19 protein-coding genes are annotated in these 18608 nt (G+C 71.1%); 6 read left to right on the top strand and 13 right to left on the bottom strand.

The window, feature by feature from the left end; genetic code table 11:
* Window positions 1-44 precede the first annotated feature (44 nt).
* A complete protein-coding gene (locus ACQBAT_RS14455; protein ID WP_420747880.1) occupies window positions 45-596 on the top strand; it encodes a CGNR zinc finger domain-containing protein in 552 nt (183 codons plus the stop codon).
* Window positions 597-653: 57 nt separating this feature from the next.
* On the top strand, window positions 654-1826 hold the full coding sequence (locus ACQBAT_RS14450) for a trans-sulfuration enzyme family protein (RefSeq protein ID WP_420747881.1): 1173 nt from the start codon (window positions 654-656) through the stop codon (window positions 1824-1826).
* Here ACQBAT_RS14450 and ACQBAT_RS14445 read toward each other — a convergent pair.
* From ACQBAT_RS14445 to ACQBAT_RS14430, 4 genes are all read right to left on the bottom strand, one after another.
* Entirely contained in the window at window positions 1815-2651 is an 837-nt protein-coding gene (locus ACQBAT_RS14445; protein WP_420747882.1) for a VOC family protein, read from the bottom strand. The genes ACQBAT_RS14450 and ACQBAT_RS14445 overlap by 12 nt on opposite strands.
* Window positions 2648-2803, bottom strand: coding sequence for a CopG family transcriptional regulator (locus tag ACQBAT_RS14440; RefSeq protein WP_420747883.1), 156 nt, complete (start codon window positions 2801-2803; stop codon window positions 2648-2650). Before ACQBAT_RS14440 ends, ACQBAT_RS14445 begins: the two co-directional genes overlap by 4 nt.
* A gap of 173 nt (window positions 2804-2976) precedes the next feature.
* Complete coding sequence (locus ACQBAT_RS14435; protein ID WP_420747884.1) at window positions 2977-3291, bottom strand: YciI family protein; 315 nt, start codon at window positions 3289-3291, stop codon at window positions 2977-2979.
* Window positions 3288-4217: a carbamate kinase gene (locus ACQBAT_RS14430; protein WP_420747885.1), complete on the bottom strand. Its 930-nt coding sequence runs from the start codon at window positions 4215-4217 to the stop codon at window positions 3288-3290. Before ACQBAT_RS14430 ends, ACQBAT_RS14435 begins: the two co-directional genes overlap by 4 nt.
* Window positions 4218-4395: 178 nt before the next feature.
* On the opposite strand from ACQBAT_RS14430, the gene ACQBAT_RS14425 reads away from it, so the two are divergent.
* Entirely contained in the window at window positions 4396-5007 is a 612-nt protein-coding gene (locus ACQBAT_RS14425; protein ID WP_420747886.1) for a DedA family protein, read from the top strand.
* A 53-nt stretch (window positions 5008-5060) separates the two neighbouring features.
* On the opposite strand, the gene ACQBAT_RS14420 is transcribed toward ACQBAT_RS14425, so the two are convergent.
* Window positions 5061-5909: a DsbA family protein gene (locus ACQBAT_RS14420; RefSeq protein WP_420747887.1), complete on the bottom strand. Its 849-nt coding sequence runs from the start codon at window positions 5907-5909 to the stop codon at window positions 5061-5063.
* A 45-nt stretch (window positions 5910-5954) separates the two neighbouring features.
* On the opposite strand from ACQBAT_RS14420, the gene thpR reads away from it, so the two are divergent.
* Complete coding sequence (gene thpR, locus ACQBAT_RS14415; RefSeq protein ID WP_420747888.1) at window positions 5955-6539, top strand: RNA 2',3'-cyclic phosphodiesterase; 585 nt, start codon at window positions 5955-5957, stop codon at window positions 6537-6539.
* Here thpR and ACQBAT_RS14410 read toward each other — a convergent pair.
* The gene (locus ACQBAT_RS14410; protein ID WP_420747889.1) at window positions 6523-8217 is read right to left on the bottom strand and encodes a metallophosphoesterase family protein; all 1695 of its coding nucleotides are present in this window, start codon (window positions 8215-8217) and stop codon (window positions 6523-6525) included. The two genes, thpR and ACQBAT_RS14410, sit on opposite strands and share 17 nt — an antisense overlap.
* 67 nt (window positions 8218-8284) lie before the next feature.
* Here ACQBAT_RS14410 and ACQBAT_RS14405 point away from each other — a divergent pair, with 67 nt between their 5' ends.
* Window positions 8285-9955, top strand: coding sequence for an FAD-binding dehydrogenase (locus tag ACQBAT_RS14405; protein WP_420747976.1), 1671 nt, complete (start codon window positions 8285-8287; stop codon window positions 9953-9955).
* Between the two features lie 23 nt (window positions 9956-9978).
* Here the strand turns inward: ACQBAT_RS14405 and ACQBAT_RS14400 are convergent, their stop codons facing one another.
* The 7 genes from ACQBAT_RS14400 to ACQBAT_RS14370 form a co-directional block, all read right to left on the bottom strand.
* On the bottom strand, window positions 9979-10491 hold the full coding sequence (locus tag ACQBAT_RS14400; protein ID WP_420747890.1) for an NUDIX domain-containing protein: 513 nt from the start codon (window positions 10489-10491) through the stop codon (window positions 9979-9981).
* Between the two features lie 4 nt (window positions 10492-10495).
* Window positions 10496-11524 carry an NAD(P)H-quinone oxidoreductase gene (locus ACQBAT_RS14395; RefSeq protein ID WP_420747891.1) on the bottom strand — a complete coding sequence of 343 codons (1029 nt, stop codon included), beginning with the start codon at window positions 11522-11524 and terminating at the stop codon, window positions 10496-10498.
* 47 nt (window positions 11525-11571) lie between these two features.
* Window positions 11572-12924, bottom strand: a complete 1353-nt coding sequence (locus ACQBAT_RS14390; protein ID WP_420747892.1) for a NupC/NupG family nucleoside CNT transporter — start codon at window positions 12922-12924, stop codon at window positions 11572-11574.
* A 55-nt stretch (window positions 12925-12979) separates the two neighbouring features.
* On the bottom strand, window positions 12980-13756 hold the full coding sequence (locus ACQBAT_RS14385) for an IclR family transcriptional regulator (RefSeq protein WP_420747893.1): 777 nt from the start codon (window positions 13754-13756) through the stop codon (window positions 12980-12982).
* 82 nt (window positions 13757-13838) lie between these two features.
* Complete coding sequence (locus tag ACQBAT_RS14380) at window positions 13839-14759, bottom strand: hypothetical protein (RefSeq protein WP_420747894.1); 921 nt, start codon at window positions 14757-14759, stop codon at window positions 13839-13841.
* Complete coding sequence (locus tag ACQBAT_RS14375; protein ID WP_420747895.1) at window positions 14756-15313, bottom strand: RNA polymerase sigma factor; 558 nt, start codon at window positions 15311-15313, stop codon at window positions 14756-14758. Before ACQBAT_RS14375 ends, ACQBAT_RS14380 begins: the two co-directional genes overlap by 4 nt.
* A gap of 55 nt (window positions 15314-15368) precedes the next feature.
* Window positions 15369-15896: an ASCH domain-containing protein gene (locus ACQBAT_RS14370; RefSeq protein ID WP_420747896.1), complete on the bottom strand. Its 528-nt coding sequence runs from the start codon at window positions 15894-15896 to the stop codon at window positions 15369-15371.
* A 106-nt stretch (window positions 15897-16002) separates the two neighbouring features.
* Here ACQBAT_RS14370 and ACQBAT_RS14365 point away from each other — a divergent pair, with 106 nt between their 5' ends.
* On the top strand, window positions 16003-18552 hold the full coding sequence (locus ACQBAT_RS14365; protein ID WP_420747897.1) for a glycogen/starch/alpha-glucan phosphorylase: 2550 nt from the start codon (window positions 16003-16005) through the stop codon (window positions 18550-18552).
* Window positions 18553-18608: the final 56 nt, after the last annotated feature.

Genomic DNA, 18608 nt, shown 5'->3' with positions numbered 1-18608 from the left:
GTTGACACCCATGACGATAGAGGGCGGTAGGCTCAGGAGTCAAGATGCAATTCACCCATGACACCGAAGTGGCTCTCCAGAGCGCCGCCGCGCTCGTCAACACCGATGTGCGCCACCCCGCCGACGAGGACGAGCTGCTCTCCGTCGCGGATCTTGATGACTACATCCAGGAGTGGGGCTGGACCGGTCGGCGTGCCCGGGACCGGGCTGAGCTCGACGAGGTCAGGGCCTTGCGCCCCCGCCTCGCCTCGGTCTGGTCGCTGGATGAGCGTGCCGTCGCCGACTTCGTCAACACCCTCCTCCTCGAGGCCAGCGCTCTCCCGCGCCTGGTCAAGCACGACGACTTCGACTGGCACTTCCACGCCACCTCCGACGACGCCCCGCTCGCCACCCGGATGGCGGTCGAGGCCGCGATGGCCTTCGCCGATGTCGTCCGCGCAGGTGAGCTGCGCCGGCTCCGCGTCTGCGAGGCGGACGGGTGCTCGGACGTGCACGTGGACCTGTCCCGCAACCGGTCCCGACGGTTCTGCAGCACCACCTGCGGCAACCGGATGGCCGCCGCGGCCTATCGTGAGCGGCAGGCCGCCGCCGACTGACGGCTCGCCCATCCCCACCGGCGTCGCCCCGCGACGCCCGGCACCGCAGGAGCACCCATGGCCTCCCCGCACGACTCGCACGACTCGCACGACTCGCACGACAACCTCGGCAGCCGCACCAGCCACGACAACGAAGGTGCCGAGCACGACGACCTCGCCCCCGCCACCCGCGCGGTCGCGCTCGGTCGCCCCGAGCGCAGCCCCGGCGCGCCGGTCAACGTCCCGGTCACCTTCACCTCGACCTATGTCGCCGACGGCGAAGTCAGCTACGCCCGCACCTCCAACCCGACCTGGGAGGCGCTCGAGGAGGTGCTCGGCTCACTCGAGGGCGGCCGCGCGCTGACCTTCGCCTCGGGCATGGGCGCGATCGCGGCGGTCGCCTCCCTTGTCCCCGTCGCCGGGAGCGTGGTCACCGCGCACCACGTCTACAACGGCACCAACGGGCTGCTCGACCAGCTCGCGGCGGCCGGCGCGCTGCACGTCCGGCGGGTTGACCCGCAGGACACCGAGGCCTTCGCTGCCGCCGCAGACGGCGCCGATCTCGTCCTCGTCGAGTCGCCAAGCAACCCGATGATGGAGCTCACCGACATCCCCGCGCTCGCGCGCGAACTGCGGTCCCGGTATGCCGCTTCCCGCCCGATCCTGGTGTGCGACAACACCTTCGCCACCCCTCTCCACCAGCAGCCGCTGGCCTGGGGGGCGGACGTGGTCGTCCACTCGGCGACGAAGTACCTCGCCGGCCACTCCGACACCCTGCTCGGGGCGACCGTCGTGGCCGGTGACCGCGAGGACCTGCTGGAGAAACTGCATACCCACCGGTCGTTGCACGGCGCCATCCCCGGCCCGATGGAGGCCTGGCTGGTCCTGCGCGGGGTGCGCACCCTCGACGTGCGGCTCGCGCGGGCGAGCGCGAGCGCCGAGGTGCTCGTCGAGCGGTTGGGCGCGCATCCGGCGGTCGATCTGGTGCGGTATCCCGGCTTCGGCGCGATGCTCTCGATCGAGGTGGGCTCGGTCGAGCGGGCCGAGGAGGTATGCCGCAGCACCACCTTGTGGGCGCACTCGACCAGTCTCGGTGGGGTTGAGTCGCAGATTGAGCGACGTCGCCGCCATCCGCTGGAGGTGGAGACGGTGCCGGAGGACCTGCTGCGGTTATCCGTCGGGGTCGAGGATGTCGAGGACCTGTGGCGCGACCTCGAGGCTGCCCTGGACGGGCTGGGCTCAGCTCACTGAACTGTCTGCCGAGTCGACGGAGGCGTCGCGGTAACCGTAGAGGTCGGTCTGCCGTTCGTTGATCCAGATGGCCTTCAGGCCGTCGGGGTCGGTGATCTGCACGGTGCGCGAATAGGTCTCGTCGATGAGCATCGCCTCGACCCGAGCCTGCTCGAGGAGTGCGAGCGCATCCTCGACGTCGCCGTCCCACTCGAAGGCGAGTTCGGTGCCCACGGTCTCGGCGGCGTGGATGCCGATCAGGCCGCCGCCCGGCAGGGTGAGGTCGGTCCAGGTGCCGTTGTCACTGACCAGTCGCGCCTGAGCACCGAGGCCTTCGGCGACGCCGCGGGGGATGGCGGTGTCGGGGCCGTACCAGATCTGGACGCAGGACAGGCGCGGGTCCGTGGCCGCACCGGCGGGGGGCTGAGTGGCATTGGTCTGGGTGGCATCGGTCTGGTCGTTGCCGACCTCGACGGGCGTGGGCGAGTCGAGCCACCCGCTGATGGCATCGGCTGCGGTGAACACGCCGGCCGGTCCGTGATCGGAGTCCTCGAGAGTGATGGGGACGCCGCGAGAGGCAGCGTGCTCGACCGCCTCGGCGAGCGGCTGGGGGGTCTCGATCGCGAAGGTCATGCCTGGGGGCTGGGCCTCGCTGGCGGCGTGCAGGGCCACGCGGCCGCTGCCCAGCTGATAGACGAGCCAGCCCGGGTGCGCGCTGATCACGGTGCCGCCCAGGGCCTGGATGATCCGCTGCCAACCGGGGATGTCGTGGGTGAAGCGGATCGGTCGACCCATGGGTCCACTGAGTTCGCCGCCGGTTGGTGCCGTGCTGGGGGTGTTCGTCATCGCTGCTCCTCCTCCGGGACCGTGGCCAGGTAGTGGTGCAGGGCCTTCTCCACGAGCGCCGACAGGCTCATGCCCTCGTCGATGCCGCGGTGCTTGATCTGCGTGATCAGCTCGCGGGGGAGATAGACGTTGAACTGCGCCTTGTCTGACATATCTAGAATGCTAGCAATTGCGTGGCGGCGCCGCACGTTCGGTGGGCTTTGTGAGGGACATGCCGCACGTTCGGTGGGCTTTGTGAGGGACATGCCGCACGTTCGGTGGCACATGGGGGGAGCAGGGCGCGCGTTCGGTGGCAGGTGGGGAGGGCGTGGGGCGCGTCCGGTGGTTAGAGCTCCTCGGTGAGGGCGCCGTCGAACCACGCCCCGAGCACCGGCGTCCACTCGCGGACGGCGACCTGCTCGACCAGTCCCTGCTGCTGGAAGGGGTCGTCGCGCAGCAGCTCGGCGAGCTCCGTCGCGCTCGAGCCGCGCAGGATGAGAACGGCGGCGTCGGGGGCGTCCGGCACTGCGGCATACGGGCCGGAGAGCATGACCACGCCCTCCTGGGCGAGCGTCGACAGGAACTCGCGGTGCGCCGGCCGGTGCTCGTCGCGTGCTGCGGTGTCGTCGGAGTAGGAGTAGTGGACGATGAACAGGCTCATGGGCTCAAGGTAGCGGTGACATAGGTGCCCGCGGAGCCGTCCAGCAGCGCGGCCGCCTCCTCGAGGTTGCCGATCGCCGCCGCGACCGGCCGCCCGTTCGTGGCCGCCTCGACGAACCGGCAGACCGCCTCCACCTTGGGGCCCATCGACCCGGCCGGCAGGTCCAGTTCGCGCAATCGCCCCGGTGTCGTATGCCGCAACTCCCGCGCGTGATCCGTCCCGTAGTCCTCCATCACCGCGGGCACATCGGTGAGCACGAGCAACCGGTCCGCGCCGAGCCGGTGGGCGAGCAGGGCGGCCGAGAGGTCCTTGTCGATCACCGCTTCGACCCCCTTGAGGTCGCCGGAGTCGGTCCGGACCACCGGCACGCCTCCGCCCCCGGCGCAGACCACGATGATCGACTCGTCGAGGAGGTGGTCGATCAACTTGGTCTCGATGATCTCCCGCGGGCGCGGCGACGGGACGACCCGGCGCCAGCCGTCACCGTCCTGCTTGACCTCCCAGCCGTTCTTGTCCGCCAGCTCACGCGCCTGCGCCTCGTCGTAGACCTCGCCGACAAACTTGGTCGGGTCCGCGAAGGCGGGGTCGTCTGAGTCGACGAGGGTCTGGTTGAGCACGGCGGCCAGCTGGCGGTAGGGCCGCTCATTGCCGATCGCCTGCAGGATCCAGTAGCCGATCAGCCCCTGCGTCATCGCGCCCAGCGCGTCGAAGGGGTAGGGCTGGGTGAGCCGCGCGTCGTTCGCGGACTCCATCGCGAGCACCCCGACCTGCGGGCCGTTGCCGTGCGTGATGACCACCTCATGGTCGTCGGTGAGCGGGGCGAGAGCTGCCATCGCGCGCCGGATGTTCTCGACCTGGGCCGCCGCGTCGGGGACCTGGCCCCGCTGCAGCAGTGCATTGCCCCCGAGGGCGACGACGATCCTCACCCGCTCAATGTAGGGGCTAGGCAGGCCCGGAGGCCCGAGCCCGGGCCGGTATCCTGGGTGTCGTCGTGCTCGCAGTCCAGCTCTCCGCACCGGACCTCGCCGCCCCATCCGCCGCGAGGCCGTCGGCGCGCGCTGCCGGGGCGAACGCGACGGGCCAGGCCGCGGGGGTGGCCGGCTGATGTTCCAGGGGTATCCGTTCGCCCTCGTCTTCGCCTTTCTGTGGTGCGTGGCGATGGCGCGTGGGCAGGCGACCTACTGGATCGCGCGGAGCGTGACCGAGCAGGCGCTGCGGCGGACGAAGCCGACCACCGGCTGGCGCGCCCGCGTCCACAGCTGGCTCGCCAGCGACGCGATCGACCGTGGCCGCGGGGCCATCGAGCGCTGCGGGATCGGCGCGGTGCCGCTGTGCTACCTGACCGTCGGGGTGCAGACCGTCGTCCTCGCCTCTGCGGGCGTCATCCGGATGCGCTGGCTGCGCTTCACCCTCGCCCAGTCGCTGGGCGCGCTCGCCTGGGCGGGCATCTACTCCACGATCGGCTTCGCCGCCTGGGCGGCGATCTTCCGCGGCGCGATGGCCTCGGGCCCGGGTCTGGTGGTGCTCGCGGCGGTCCTGATCGCCCTGGTCGCCGCGCTCACCCACCGCCTGTATGTCGTGCGCCGTCGCCGCGCGCAGACCGCCACCTGCCCGGTCACCGGCGGCGCCTCGGTCGAGGTGCCCGGCGATGACCTCATCGAGGAGCGCCGCGACGAGAGCGTCGGCCTACAGGACAACTCCGACCGCCAGCCCTGATCCCCACCGGACGCGCGCCGCGTGGCCAAAACCAGCCACCGAACGCGCCAGCCTCAGCTGGTCGCGCCCTCCTCCGCCAGCGCCTTCTGCTCCTCGATCACCCGGATCATGGCCGGCGCCTCGTAGGCCCCCTGCACCACGACCCGGTTGATCAGGAAGGTCGGCGTGGAGTTCACCCCGAGTGAGAGCGCCTCCTGGGTGTCATTGGTGACTACACCGCTCAGCCTCGGACCGTCCAGATCTTCCTCGAAAAGCTCCATGTCCGGCACCCCGATCTGCTCGGCGATGTCGATCATGTCCTGCCGCTCGATCTCGGCGTGGCCCTCGCGGGACAGCGCAAAGACCTCCTTCTGGAACTCCAGCCCCAGCTCGCCGCCCTGTTCGGCCGCCGCGCGCGCAGCCACCGCGGCCAGCTGCGAAGGCTCATCGAAGAGCACCAGATCGCGGAACTCGATGCGCAGCGTCCCGTCGTCGACCAGGCTCTGCAGCTCGGGCCGGATGTCCAGGTGGAAGCGGGCGCAGTAGGGGCAGCGGTAATCGGCGTACTCGATCATCACCACCGGCGCGTCCACGTCGCCGACCGCCATCGGGTCGTCGGCGTCGCGCCGCTGCAGCTCGAGCAGCATCTCCTGCACCTCCGGTGACGGGGTCTGGGCCACGCCGTCAGGAGCCGCGCCCTCGCCCGAGTCCGACCCCTCGGTCCCCGCCCCCTGCTCCGGCGCCACCGTCCCGGTCTCCGCCGGCGCCGCCGACGGGCTGTCCCCGCGGTCGCTCATCGCCAACCAGGCGATGAAGGCCACCACCAGCGCCACTACGATCGCGGCGACCGCCCAGGCGATCGAGGCGACCTTGCTGTCGTCGGCGGGCCGGTGGTCCTGCGGGGGAGGTGCGTACTGACTCACCGGGCCAGGGTCGCACAGCGCCCTGAACGCTGGGACCATGGGGCGGTGCGCGCCTTCATCGCCGTCCTGCCACCCGAGGAGGTGGTCGAATCCCTCGAGTCTTTCCTCGCCCCGCGCCGCACCGCGATCGATGCGATCGACCCGTGGCGCTGGACCCGCCCTGAGCATCTCCATCTCACCCTGGCCTTCATCCCCGACCTTGAGGAGTGGCGCGAGGAGCCCCTGATCGAGTCCGGTATGGCGTTTGTCGCCCGCCAGGACCCCCTCACCCTTTCCTTGGCCGGGGCGGGCGCCTTCCCGGACCCGGGTGCGGCCCGCATCCTCTGGGCCGCGGTCGAGGGGGAGGAGCAGAAGTCGACCCTCGCCGCCTGGGCCAAGGGCTTTCGCGCTCTCGCCAGCCGCGCCGGGGCCCGGGTGGACGGCACCCGGTTCAGCCCGCACGTGACCGTGGCCCGTTCCGGCGGCCGACCCCGTGCGGCGGGGCACCTGGTGCAGTCCCTGGACACACTGCATACGGGATCCTGGGTGGCCGACGAGGTCCACCTGATCGCCTCGCACCTGGGGGAGGGGCCGCGCCGGACCCCGCGCTATGAGATCCGGCACACCTGGGGGTTCACGGGCCGGTCGTGACCGCCGCGTCGTCCGGCCGCGGCACCATCACCGCACCGTCGGAGCCCGGCTCGTCCGCCGGGTCACCCTCCGCTGGCTCCACCGTCGCCGGGAAGTCGAGCATCGGCCCACTCACCACCCCCAGTTCGCGCCCGCACGTGCGCCCCTCGGGCACATTGGGCTGGATCGCGCGGCCGTTGACGATGCTCACGTCGTCGAACTGCGGCCGACCAGACACCAGGTTGCGATAGCTGAACCGGGTCAGTCTCTTGACCGAGCAGTCGGTGCCGAAGGACAGGATGTCGAAGGCGTAGGGCCGCCCGACCAGCTCACCGCGGGTCTCGACGTCCTCCGCGGCCGCCTCCCGCGCCTCCTCGGTCAGCGGCGGCAGCCGGAACTGGTTGACCAGCCCGCCCCCGGTGAAGGACCCCATCTGAATGTGCTGGCGGTCCAGGCCGGGCGCGTGCATGTGCCCGTTCACCGTCACCCCACCGGTCGGCACCCGGAAGGCGGAGTACGGCTGGTGCGTCGCGACGATGTCGGTCGGGTCACGGTCGGCCGTCGCCTCGCGCCACAGCGCCGCCAGCTCCCCCTGCTGCTCGGCGAACTCGGTCGAGCGCTGATTGAAGTAGCGCCGGTCGTTGAAGCCGGTGATCGAGACCCCGTTGATGTCCACGCGGACGAACTCCTCGGCGGTCGGCTCGAGCAGGATCACATTGGGCACCTGGGCCATCCGCCGCAGGAAGCGCTCGTCGGTCGGCGACGTCGCATCGTGGTTGCCGCGGACGAAGATGTAGGGCACGCCCAGGCTCTCGATCCCGCGGTAGATCCCGGTCAGGTCGCCCTCGCGCGGGTCGCCGAAGTTGATCAGGTCGCCGGTGTCGATGACGGCGTCGATGTCCTCGCTCGCCACGATCTGGCGCATGAGCGGGTACTGGTCCATCCCGTGGATGTCGCTGACCAGCAGGAATCGGGCGGCGTCCGGCTGCTGCTCGTCGGTCGGGGTGAACTCCTGCCGGACTGCGTCGGAGAGCGCGAGCAGGTTGGTCACGTAGATCGCGCCCTGGTCGGCCTTGCGGTCGAGGTCGTCCAGGATGCCGGTGTTCGCCTGCACGAGGGAGAGCAGCGAGGTCGCGCGGTACTCCTTGACGTTGTCGGTGCGGTAGGTGAGATACGCAGCGGTCCCGGGGCCGGCGAGGGCGAGCGCGGTCGCCGTGCTCGACACCAGGATGACGTGCCCCGTATGCCGTGGGCGCGCCACGGCATACGCCAGGAGCGCGAGCAGGGTGGTCACCAGGGCCCCGGCCGCGAACTTCCAGGCGACCTCGCGCACCCCGTTGTCCATCGCCTGGCGCAGCTCGGACTGGTCGGGCTGCAGCTCGGCGGTGCGCAACTGGCCGCTGCGGAGCAGGTCGGTGACCTCCTCGCGCACCTGTACCTGCGCGGTCAGGCCGGGCGCGGGAAGCGGGCCGTCGAAGTTGAGGATGACGTCCCCGACCACGGTCGGCAGCTGGATCGTGGAGTTGAGGCTGGGCTCGACCGAGACGTCTGCGGCGAAGTAGCGGGTCTCGGTGTGCACCGGCCACAACTGGGTCGTCGCGACGCCGCCGAGGAATGCCAACAGGGCCATGAGGGCTACGACCATCAGGTGTCGCAGCCCGGTCACGACCTGGGAACGGAGGCGCTCACGGGTGGCCATCGGGGACAAGGGTAAGCCGCCCGCCCGCGCGCTGCACGCCTGCGATGGCGACGCCTACGATGACGGCATGGACGCCGATGTCATCGTCGTGGGTGCCGGGCTGTCCGGCCTCGTCGCCACCAGCGAACTGGTCGCCGCAGGGCGACGGGTGATTCTGGTCGACCAGGAGTCGACCGCCCACCTCGGCGGGCAGGCGTGGTGGAGCTTCGGCGGGCTGTTCCTCGTGGACAGTCCCGAGCAGCGGCGGATGGGGATCAAGGACAGCCTCGACCTGGCCTGGCAGGACTGGCAGGGCAGCGCCGGCTTCGATCGCGAGGGGCCGGTCGGTGAGGACCACTGGGGTCGCCAGTGGGCCGAGGGGTATGTCGCGTGGGCCGCGGGTGAGAAGCGCGCCTGGTTGCGCGGCAAGGGGATCTCCTTCTTCCCGGTCGTCGGCTGGGCCGAGCGGGGCGATGGCACCGCCACCGGGCACGGCAACTCGGTGCCGCGTTTCCACATCACCTGGGGCACCGGGCCGGGTGTGGTTGAGCCGTTCGAGCGCGAGGTCCGTGAGGGCGTCGCGGCCGGTCTGGTGCAGCTGCGCGGTCGCCACCGGGTCACCGAACTCGTCCTGTCCGACGGGGCGATCACCGGCGTGCGGGGCGCCGTGCTGGCCGACGACCCCACGGTGCAGCGGGGAGCCCCGTCCTCCCGCGAGGAGGTCGGGGAGTTCGAACTCTCCGCGCAGGCGGTGATCGTCACCAGCGGCGGGATCGGTGCCAACCACGCGTTGATCCGCCGGTTCTGGCCCGACCGGCTCGGCACCCCGCCGGCCGACCTCGTCACTGGTGTCCCGGCATACGTGGACGGCTCCATGCTCGAGGAGATCGTCGCCGCGGGCGCGCGCCTGGTCAACCGCGACCGCATGTGGCACTACGTCGAAGGCCTGCCCAACCACTCACCGGTCTGGCCGGGGCACGGGATCCGGATCCTGCCCGGGCCGAGTTCCCTCTGGCTGGACGCGACCGGTCGGCGGCTCCCCACGCCATACCTGCCGGGCTTCGACACCCTGGGCACACTGGCGCACCTGCGCACGACCGCGCCCGAGCACGACCACAGCTGGTTCATCGCGACGCACACGATCCTGGGCAAGGAGTACGCGCTGTCCGGCTGCGAGCAGAACCCGGACCTGACCGGCAAGTCGGTCCGCGACGTGCTCGGTCGGGCGCGCACCGACGTGCCAGCTCCGGTCCAGGCCTTCGTCGACCACGGTGCGGATGTCGTGGAGGCGAGCACGGTCGAGGAGCTGGTCGCGAAGATGAACGCGCTGGTCGGCGCCGATCTGGTCGACGCGCGTGGCGTGCGTGATCTGGTGCTGGCGCGCGATCGCGAGCTGATGAACGACTACGGCAAGGATGTCCAGACCGCGCTCGTCCGCGCCGCCCGACGCTCCCGCGGCGACCGCCTGATCCGCACCGCGACCCCGCACCGCTTCCTGGACCCCAAGCACGGGCCGCTCGTCGCGATCCGGCTGCGCGTGCTCACCCGCAAGACGCTCGGCGGGGTGCAGACCGACCTGCACTCCCGCGCGCTCGGCGCCGACGGCTCGCCCGTGCCCGGCCTGTATGCCGCAGGTGAGGTCGCCGGGTTCGGCGGCGGTGGGGTGCATGGTTACCGCTCGCTGGAGGGGACCTTCCTGGGCGGGTGCCTGTTCAGCGGTCGCGCTGCGGGGCGAGCGGCGGCTGCGGCGACCCGGTGAGCGGTGGACCCAGTCCGCGTGGGTCAGCTCGCGTCCGAGCGCAGCACGCCAGGGCGACGGGGTCGGCGTAGGTCGGCCCAGGCGGCGAGGATCTTGCGGGTGCTGTCGTCGGCCTCCACGGTCTCGCCGGCCGCGACCCAGCGCGCCTTGCGGGCCTCGCTGGCCACCTCGAGGTCGGGGCGCTCGGCGAGCTCGACGCGGAAGATGACGTGCAGCCCCTGGCGCTCGGGGTCCACCAGCGCGGTGATCGGGTCGCCGGGATCGATGTCCAGCCCGACCTCCTCGGCGACCTCGCGCTGCACGCAGTGGGCGGGGTCCTCACCTCTGTCCATGAAGCCGCCCGGCAGGCTCCACCCGGCCCGGTGCGGCTGCCAGAGCATGAGCACCTCGCCGTCGTGCTCCAGCACGCAGACCGCTCCGGCGACATAGGTCGGGGCGACCGCCCGCACGACGCGGCGCTTGATCGGCTCGGGCGTCAGCCGGAACGCCAGCAGCGCAGCGGTGCTCGCCTTGCGCCGCAGGGTCCGGAGGTCCACGTGGTCAGCCAACCACGTCGAGCAGGATCTTGCCGATGTGAGCTGACTCCTCCATCTCCCGGTGCGCGTCGGCGGCCCGCTCCAGCGGGTGGCGGGAGTGCACGATCGTGCGGACCAGGCCCTGCTCGATCCACGGCCAGACGTGCTCGCGGACCTGGGCGACGACCTCGGCCTTACGCTCTGCCGACAGGGAGCGCAGCGAGGTGGCCTGGACCCGGCCGCGCTTGCTCAGCAACGTGCCGAGGTCGAGCTCGCCCTTGCGTCCGCCGAGCAGCCCGATGACCACGATCCGGCCATCCTTGGCGAGGACGTCGAGGTTGCGGTCGAGGTACTTCGCCCCCACCACATCCAGCACCACATCGGCCCCTCGCCCGTCGGTGGCGTCCTTGAGGACCTCGACGAAGTCCTGGTCGCGGTAGTTGATCAGGATCTGCGCCCCCAGCTCTGCGCAGGCGTCGAGCTTCTCCTGGGAGCCGGCGGTGACGGCGACCCGGGCGCCGAGCTGGCGGGCGATCTGGATCGCCATCGTGCCGATGCCGCTGGAGCCACCGTGCAGCAGCACGGTCTCGCCCTCCTGCAGCCCAGCCACCATCACGAGATTGCTCCAGACCGTGCAGGCCACCTCAGGGAGCCCGGCCGCGTCCTCCAGGCTGACCCCGACCGGCACCGGCAGCACCTGGCCGACAGGAACCGCGACCTGTTCGGCATACCCGCCACCGGCCAGCAGCGCGCACACCTCCTCGCCCACAGCCCAGCCCTCGCTGCCGCGCCCCGTGGCGTCGACGCGTCGCGACCCTTCGACTCCCTCGCCCAGGGCAATGATTCGGCCGCTGACCTCCAGACCCGGCAGCTCGGACTCGCCGGGCGGCGGCGGATAGAAACCCTTGCGCTGCATGACGTCGGCCCGGTTCACCCCGGCGGCGACGACCTCGACGAGCACCTCGCCAGGGCCGGGCTCGGGGGCGGGTACGTCAGCGATGACGAGGGCTTCGGGGCCGCCGTCGGACGGCTCGCTGATGGTGATCGCACGCATGCCCTCGACCCTAACCAGGGCCGTCCCGATTGGCCGAGGCGCCTGCGTCAGCTGATCAGGATGCCCGCGATGGTCGCGCTCATCAGGTTCGCCAGCGTCGCGGCGGCGATCGCGCGCAGACCCAGCTCGGCGATCTCGCTGCGGCGGTCCCGGATCAGGCTGCCCAGGCCGCCGAGCAGGATGCCGAGCGAGCCCAGGTTGGCGAAACCGGTCAGCGCGAAGGTGATGATCGCGGCGGTCTTGGGCGAGAAGTCATCGATGTTCGGGGCGAAGTTGCTGAACGCCACGAACTCGTTCACCACGACCTTCTGACCCACGAAGCTGCCCGCGCTGGTCGCCTCGCTCCACGGCACCCCGATCACCGCCATGATCGGGGCGAAGACATACCCGAGGATCTGCTCGAAGGTGAGGTTCTCGATCCCGAACCAGCTGCCGATCGTGCCCAGGATCAGGTTGATCAGCGCGATCAGCGAGATGAACGCCAGCAGCATCGCGCCGATCGTTAGTGCCAGCCGCAGCCCGTCCGCGGCGCCCGAGGCTGCCGCGTCGATCACATTGCGGTGGCCGGCCTCCGAGGGGGCATCCTCCCCGAGCAGGTCGTCCTCGTCGGCTCCATCCGCCCCCTGCGTGGTGGTGGCTGCGGGGTCGGTGTCGCTGCCCGCCTCGCGCTCGCCGCCGCCGACGCGCGCCTTCTCCTTCTCCTTGGCGCCGCCCATGCCCGGGTCGTCGGCGTCCCGGTCCTCGATCCGCTCGGGCAGGATCATCTTGGCCATCAGCAGCGCGCCGGGGGCGGCCATGAACGAGGCAGCGATGAGGTACTCCAACGGCGCACCCAGCAGCGAGTAGCCCACCAGCACCGACCCCGCCACCGTCGAGAGCCCGCCGACCATGACGGCGAACAGCCCGGAGCGGGTCAACCCCTTCAGATAGGGCCGGATCACCAGCGGCGCCTCGGTCTGCCCGACGAAGATGTTCGCGGCGGCGTTCACCGACTCGGCCTTGCGGGTGCCCAGGGCCCACCCCAGTGCGCCACCCAGCTTCTCGACCACGAACTGCAGGATCCCGAAGTGGTAGAGCACCGCGGTCAGCGAGGCGAAGAAGATGATGACCGGCAGCACCTGGAAGGCGAAGGTGAAGCCGATCCCCTCGGCCCCGATGACCCCGCCGAAGAGGAAGTCGATGCCCTCGCTCGAGGAGTCGATGACCGCCTGCACCCCTTGGGTCACCGCATCCAACGCCCGCTGACCGGCCGTCCAGTAGAGGACGATCACCCCGAAGCCCGCCTGGATCGCCAGCGCCGCCAGCACCGTGCGCCAGCGGATCGCGCGCCGGTTCTCGGACAACACCCAGGCCAGCGCGAGGAGAGCCACCATGCCGCCAAGACCCCAGAGCACGTTCATGCCCAAGGAGGCTAGCGTGAACGGGCCGACCCCGCAGGGGGCATCGCCGATCTGATCAGCCTCGATGCCCCAACCGGGTCGACAGTTCTCCAGCACAGGCCCGCACCTGCTCGACCAGGCGCTCCCGCACGTCCGACGCGCCCTCACCCGAACCGCCCGCCCCGACCGGATAGGTCACCGCCACCGCCGCGACCGGGTGCCCCCCGTGGTCGAGCACGGCCGAGCCCACCGAGACCAAGCCGGGGGTGACGAGGCCGTCCTCCACGGCATACCCCTGGGCTCGGGTCCGGCTCAGCAGGGGACGCAGCGTGCTCAGCGAGCGCGGACCGACCCCATGCCGTTGCACGAAGGTGTCCGGCGAGGGGAAGAGGGCGCGCACCTGGGCGGCGGGCAACGCGGCCAGGATCGCCAGGCCGGTCGCGGTGAGCGAGGCGGGGAGGCGGACGCCGACGTCGGAGACGAGCGAGGGTCGGCCGGCGACGCGTTCCTCCACCACGTAGAGGACGTCGCGTCCGTGCAGCACGGCGAGGTGGGCGTTCTGGCCGCTCGCGTCGGCCAGCCGGGTCAGGCGTGGGCGGGCGATCCGCTCGAGCGGCGCCTGGCGCGGGTAGGCCGAGCCCAGCTCGAAGGCGGCTACGCCCAGCCCGTACCGACGGTCCTCGGGCAGGTGCGTCACGTAGCCGCGCTCCACCAGGACGCGCAGGAGGTGGTAGGTCGAGGACCGCGGCAGCCCCAGCTCCCGGGCGATCGTCGCCGCCGGCAGGGGCGTCGCCCGCCGCGTGAGCAGCGTGAGGACGTCCAGGGCGTGCCCGGCGGCGGGTGCGTTGGCCACCGGGCCAGTATGCCGATCCCCGCCCGGGCGGACGGGCGCGCCGGAGTGGGGATCAGGTCGCGCGGGGATCAGCCGGCCACCGTCAGTCGACCGGCTCGCTCCAGTCCAGCTGGACATCGGTGAGATCGAGGTCGCGGGTGGTGCCGTCCCGCAGCGTGATCGTCGCGGGCAACGGGGCCAGGCCGAGGTGGTCGACCTCGCTCGGCCACCACCCCGCCCAGAGCCCGGCCTGCAGCGAGGCCTGCACCGGGCCGCGCGGGGTGTGCAGGGTGAGCGCGGTGACGTCGTGGCCGACCCGCCCGTAGGCATAGGTGTGGATACCGGCCTCGCCGACGTCAACAAGCCCGAAGAGGCGCGTCCTCTCGCCGCCGACCGCTCCCGCCATCGCGAGGTCGATCCCGGTCGGCTCGGGGTCCGGGGTGGGTGGGGCCGGGCTGGTGCCGCCGCCGCCGGTGCTCGCCCGGCCGGACCAGCCCCCGCTGAGCAGGCAGTCGGCGAACTGGCCCTCCGGGCCCCGCATCACGGTGAAGGTGAAGGGGCCACGGCTCTCGGTCAGCGCTACCCGCAGGTCGCTGGCGGGGGAGATACCGGGTGACTCCTCAGCGCCGCTGTTCTCCCACATCGCCCGGCACTCATCGCCCGCACGCTGGGTGCCGGGGACATCCACCCCGGTCGGGACCGCCTCCCACCCGGCGTAGGCGGGGGCCGTCACGGCGGGCAGTCCGATCCCGACGCCGGCCACAGCGATGGCGGCGGCCGCGACGAGGGCGGTGCGCCAGCGGGGGTGGCGGCCGCGCCGGGTGAGGAGCGCGCCCTCGCCCGGCGCGTGGGTATCGGTCCCGTGGCCCTGCGCAGTCCTGTGGCGCGGCTCCGGCGAGTCATCCCGGCGGGTGGACAGGATCAGGTCCAGGTCCGCCCGGGCGCGGGGAGAGAGCTCGGGCACCGCTGGGTCGGCAGGGTCCATCGTGCGCAAGGTCGTCTCCAGCTGGTCGCGGGTGCTCATCGCGTGCCTCCTTCAGGCTGGTGCTGGTCGGCGGTCGTGGTGGCGAGCGCGGTGTCCGGGCGCAGGTGGGTGCGCAGCGCGCGCCGGGCCCGGGACAACCGGAGCCGGTATGCCGTCGCGCTGATCCCCAGGACCTGCGCGGCCTGAGTGGAGCTCAGGTCCTCCCAGATCGTCAGGGCCAGGGCCTCCTGGTGGGTGGCGGGCAGCTGCCGCCAGGCGCGCGCCAGGTCGAGGCGCAGCCCGACCTCGTCCGGATGCAGACCCGGCTCGATCCCGTCGTAGGCGTCGGCGATCCGCACGGCCAACGCTGCCCGGCGGTCCTCGCCACGACGGGCGTTGGCCAGCACGCGGTACGTCACCCCGAACAACCACGCGCGGCGACTGTCCAGATCGAGGGGTAACTCGGCATACCGGCGCCAGGCCACCAGGAAGACCTCCGCGGTGACGTCCTCGGCGTGCGAAGGGTGGGCCCGGCGCTGCACGAACCGCAGCACGTCGTCATAGGCGTGCTCGTACAGTTCGCGGAAGCCTGCCTCAGGTGAGGTCTGCGTCATACCGGGCTCGTGTCCGGCTCGCACCACAGTGTGTCGCGGCCCGCAGCAGCCAGTGTCAGAGCAACCCGGCCCGGCGGGCCTCGCGGCGGGCCTCCACCGGGACGAGGCAGACGAAGCGCTCCAGGACGACCTGGGTGTCGTCGGTCACCTGCTGCCCCTGCGGCGCGTGCTCGGCGAAGAAGCGCTGGTGCTCGCGCCGCCACTGCGCCAGCGACCCCTCGCCCTCCCGGCGGGCATGCTCCTCGTCGACATCGGCGAACCGGCGGACCTCGACGTGGGTGGTGCGGATCAGCGCCGTCGGCTCACCCGACCCGTCCAGCACGATCGACAGATCGCCCGCCCGGGGCAGCTCCTCAGCCTGCGCCTCGTACTCCCACAGCACGCTCGCGGTCGCCGTCTTGGCGCCGGCGGTGACCAGCCCGAGCAGCCGATCGGCCTCTTCGGGAGTGGCGCCGAACGCCCAGGCCGGGGGCCGCAGCACCTCATCATCGGTCACCCCGAGATAGCCGTCGGCGGGGTTGAGGCGGGCGCGCACGCGGGCGTCGCGCCAGAAGTCCTCGAACTGGTCATCGGGATCCGACATGCCGACATCCTGCCGCAGGGTTACCCATCGGTCGGCCACCGCGTCTACCCTAGGCATTCGGCAGCGTCGCCTCCCCCCGTGTTCCACCCTTCCAGCGAGGCCCCAAGTGACCGACACCTTCGAGACCGTCAAGCACTACTCCGACGAGTCCCCCTCGACCGACGCCAACCGGCGCGGCCCGAGCTTCCCGGCGACCCACGACCTCGCGGTCGCTCCGGTGAAGTCGCCGCCGGAGACCGTGGACGGCTTCGTCAAGGAGTTCCTCGAGCAGCTCAACTACGGCCAGGGCGTCAAGTTGTCCCAGTCGACGATCAACGACCAATACCTCGCGCTCGCGCGCACCGTGCGCTCCTACCTGATGGCCTCCTGGCTGGAGACCGGTCACCGGCGCCGCAAGAACCCGACCAAGACGGTCGGCTACCTGTCGGCGGAGTACCTGCTGGGTCGCCAGCTGGGCAACGCGCTGCTCGCGACCAACCTGATGGGGATCGCCGAGCAGGCGATGGAGCAGTGCGGGATCGACATCGCGACCCTGCGCGCCCAGGAGATCGAGCCGGGGCTGGGCAATGGTGGTCTGGGGCGGCTGGCGGCGTGCTTCGTGGACTCGCTGGCGACGATGGACGTGCCGTGCATCGGCTACGGCATCCGCTATGAGTACGGCATCTTCAAGCAGTCCTTCGACGAGAACGGCCGCCAGGTCGAGTCGCCGGACCCGTGGCTGCGCCTGGGCTCGCCGTGGGAGTTCCCGCACCCCGAGCGCGCCGTCACCGTGGGCTTCGGCGGCCGCACCGAGCGGTATGCCGATGAGCTGGGTCGGGAGCGCACGCGCTGGTTCCCGGAGTGGCAGGTGCGCGGGGTGCCCTACCACTACATGGTGCCGGGCTTTAGGAATGGCGTGGTGAACACGCTGCGGCTGTGGAGCTCGCAGGCGACCGAGGCCTTCGACCTGCAGATCTTCAACACCGGTGACTACGCGCAGGCGGCGCGGGCGCAGACCTTCGCGGAGAACATCTCCAAGGTGCTCTACCCGGACGACTCGACGCCGCAGGGCAAGGAACTGCGCCTGCAGCAGCAGTACTTCTTCGTCGCCTGCTCGCTGCACGACTTCATCGAGAACACCCTGCCGGGCGACTTCGACCTGCAGAACCTGCCCAAGCGGATCATCTTCCAGCTCAACGACACGCACCCCGTCATCGCGGTGCCTGAGCTGATGCGGATCCTGGTCGATGACAAGGGCTTTGACTGGGACGACGCGTGGGCGATCACCCAGAAGTGCTTCGCCTACACCTGTCACACGCTGCTGCCGGAGGCCCTGGAGGTCTGGCCGGTGGAGCTGTTGGGTCGGCTGCTGCCGCGCCACCTGGAGATCATCTACCGGATCAACGACGAGTTCCTCGAGGAGGTCCGCGAGGCCTTCCCGGGGGATGAGTGGCGGGTGCGGCGGATGTCGATCATCGCCGAGGCGCCGCAGCGGGCGGTGCGGATGGCCTTCCTGGCCACCGTCGCCGGGATCAAGGTCAACGGCGTCGCCGAGCTGCACTCCCAGCTGCTCAAGGACGATGTGCTGCCCGACTTCGCCGAGCTGTGGCCGGACAAGTTCACCAATGTCACCAACGGCATCACGCCGCGGCGCTTCGTGCGGCTGTCCAACCGCAAGCTGTCCACGCTGATTACCGAGGCGCTGGGGACCGAGGAGTGGGTGACCGACCTCGACCTGCTCAAGGGCCTGGTGCCGCTGGCCGATGACGCCGCTTTCCGCGAGCGCTTCCGGGAGGTCAAGGCCGCCAACAAGGCACGGCTCGCGCACGTCCTGGAGGGTCGCAACGGCTTGATCCTGGACCAGGACCACCTGATGGACGTGATGGTTAAGCGCCTGCACGAATACAAGCGCCAGACCCTCAAGCTGCTCCACGTCGTTTCGGCCTACGAGGGTGTCAAGACCGGCCGGATCGAGCTGGCCGATCTCACCCCGCGCACGGTGCTCTTCGGTGCCAAGGCTGCCCCGGGCTACCACCTGGCCAAGGAGATCATCGCGCTGATCAACGCGGTCGGTCGCAAGGTCAACAACGACCCGGCGCTCGAGGGCCGTCTCAAGGTGCTCTTCCCGCCCAACTACAACGTCAACCTCGCCGAGAAGTTGATCCCCGCCGCCGACCTGTCCGAGCAGATCTCGCTGGCCGGCAAGGAGGCCTCGGGCACGGGAAATATGAAGTTCGCGCTCAACGGTGCGCTGACGATCGGCACCGACGACGGCGCCAACGTCGAGATCCGCAAGCTCGTCGGCGACGACAACTTCTTCCTCTTCGGGCTCTCCGAGCCGGAGGTCGAGGAGCTGCGCCAGCAGGGCTACGTGCCCAGCCGCTACTACCAGGAGGACCCGGTTCTGCGGTCCACCCTGGACCTGATCGGCAGCGGCTACTTCACCAATGGCGACCGCGGTGCGGCCGGCACGGTGGTGGACAACCTGCTCTACCAGGACCCGTTCATGGTGTTGGCCGACTTCCGCTCCTACCTGGACGCCCAGGATCGCGTGGACGCCGCCTACGCCGACCCGGACGACTGGAGCCGCCGCGCCATCCTCAACGTCGCCCGCTGCGGCTTCTTCTCCTCCGACCGCTCCATGCGCGACTACCTCGACCGCATCTGGCACGCCTAACGCCACCTTCTCGACCGGACGTGCGCTGTGTCGGGTTTTGGGCCCACCGGACGTGC

Source organism: Ornithinimicrobium pulveris (assembly GCF_050261105.1).
Classification (GTDB): Bacteria; Actinomycetota; Actinomycetes; order Actinomycetales; family Dermatophilaceae; genus Ornithinicoccus.
The sequence above is the reverse complement of the archived record's forward strand: the minus strand, read 5'-3'. Positions and strand labels throughout refer to the sequence as shown.

What these genes read in the sequence shown, in the direction of transcription:
- ACQBAT_RS14435 (WP_420747884.1), bottom strand. Translation starts at nt 3,291, where the DNA reads ATGAGCCTGTTCATCGTCCACTACTCCTACTCCGACGACACCGCAGCA.
- ACQBAT_RS14380 (WP_420747894.1), bottom strand. Translation starts at nt 14,759, where the DNA reads ATGAGCACCCGCGACCAGCTGGAGACGACCTTGCGCACGATGGACCCT.
- ACQBAT_RS14375 (WP_420747895.1), bottom strand. Translation starts at nt 15,313, where the DNA reads ATGACGCAGACCTCACCTGAGGCAGGCTTCCGCGAACTGTACGAGCAC.
- ACQBAT_RS14410 (WP_420747889.1), bottom strand. Translation starts at nt 8,217, where the DNA reads ATGGCCACCCGTGAGCGCCTCCGTTCCCAGGTCGTGACCGGGCTGCGA.
- ACQBAT_RS14425 (WP_420747886.1), top strand. Translation starts at nt 4,396, where the DNA reads ATGTTCCAGGGGTATCCGTTCGCCCTCGTCTTCGCCTTTCTGTGGTGC.
- ACQBAT_RS14455 (WP_420747880.1), top strand. Translation starts at nt 45, where the DNA reads ATGCAATTCACCCATGACACCGAAGTGGCTCTCCAGAGCGCCGCCGCG.
- ACQBAT_RS14450 (WP_420747881.1), top strand. Translation starts at nt 654, where the DNA reads ATGGCCTCCCCGCACGACTCGCACGACTCGCACGACTCGCACGACAAC.
- ACQBAT_RS14440 (WP_420747883.1), bottom strand. Translation starts at nt 2,803, where the DNA reads ATGTCAGACAAGGCGCAGTTCAACGTCTATCTCCCCCGCGAGCTGATC.
- ACQBAT_RS14405 (WP_420747976.1), top strand. Translation starts at nt 8,285, where the DNA reads ATGGACGCCGATGTCATCGTCGTGGGTGCCGGGCTGTCCGGCCTCGTC.
- ACQBAT_RS14370 (WP_420747896.1), bottom strand. Translation starts at nt 15,896, where the DNA reads ATGTCGGATCCCGATGACCAGTTCGAGGACTTCTGGCGCGACGCCCGC.
- ACQBAT_RS14445 (WP_420747882.1), bottom strand. Translation starts at nt 2,651, where the DNA reads ATGACGAACACCCCCAGCACGGCACCAACCGGCGGCGAACTCAGTGGA.
- ACQBAT_RS14395 (WP_420747891.1), bottom strand. Translation starts at nt 11,524, where the DNA reads ATGCGTGCGATCACCATCAGCGAGCCGTCCGACGGCGGCCCCGAAGCC.
- ACQBAT_RS14390 (WP_420747892.1), bottom strand. Translation starts at nt 12,924, where the DNA reads ATGAACGTGCTCTGGGGTCTTGGCGGCATGGTGGCTCTCCTCGCGCTG.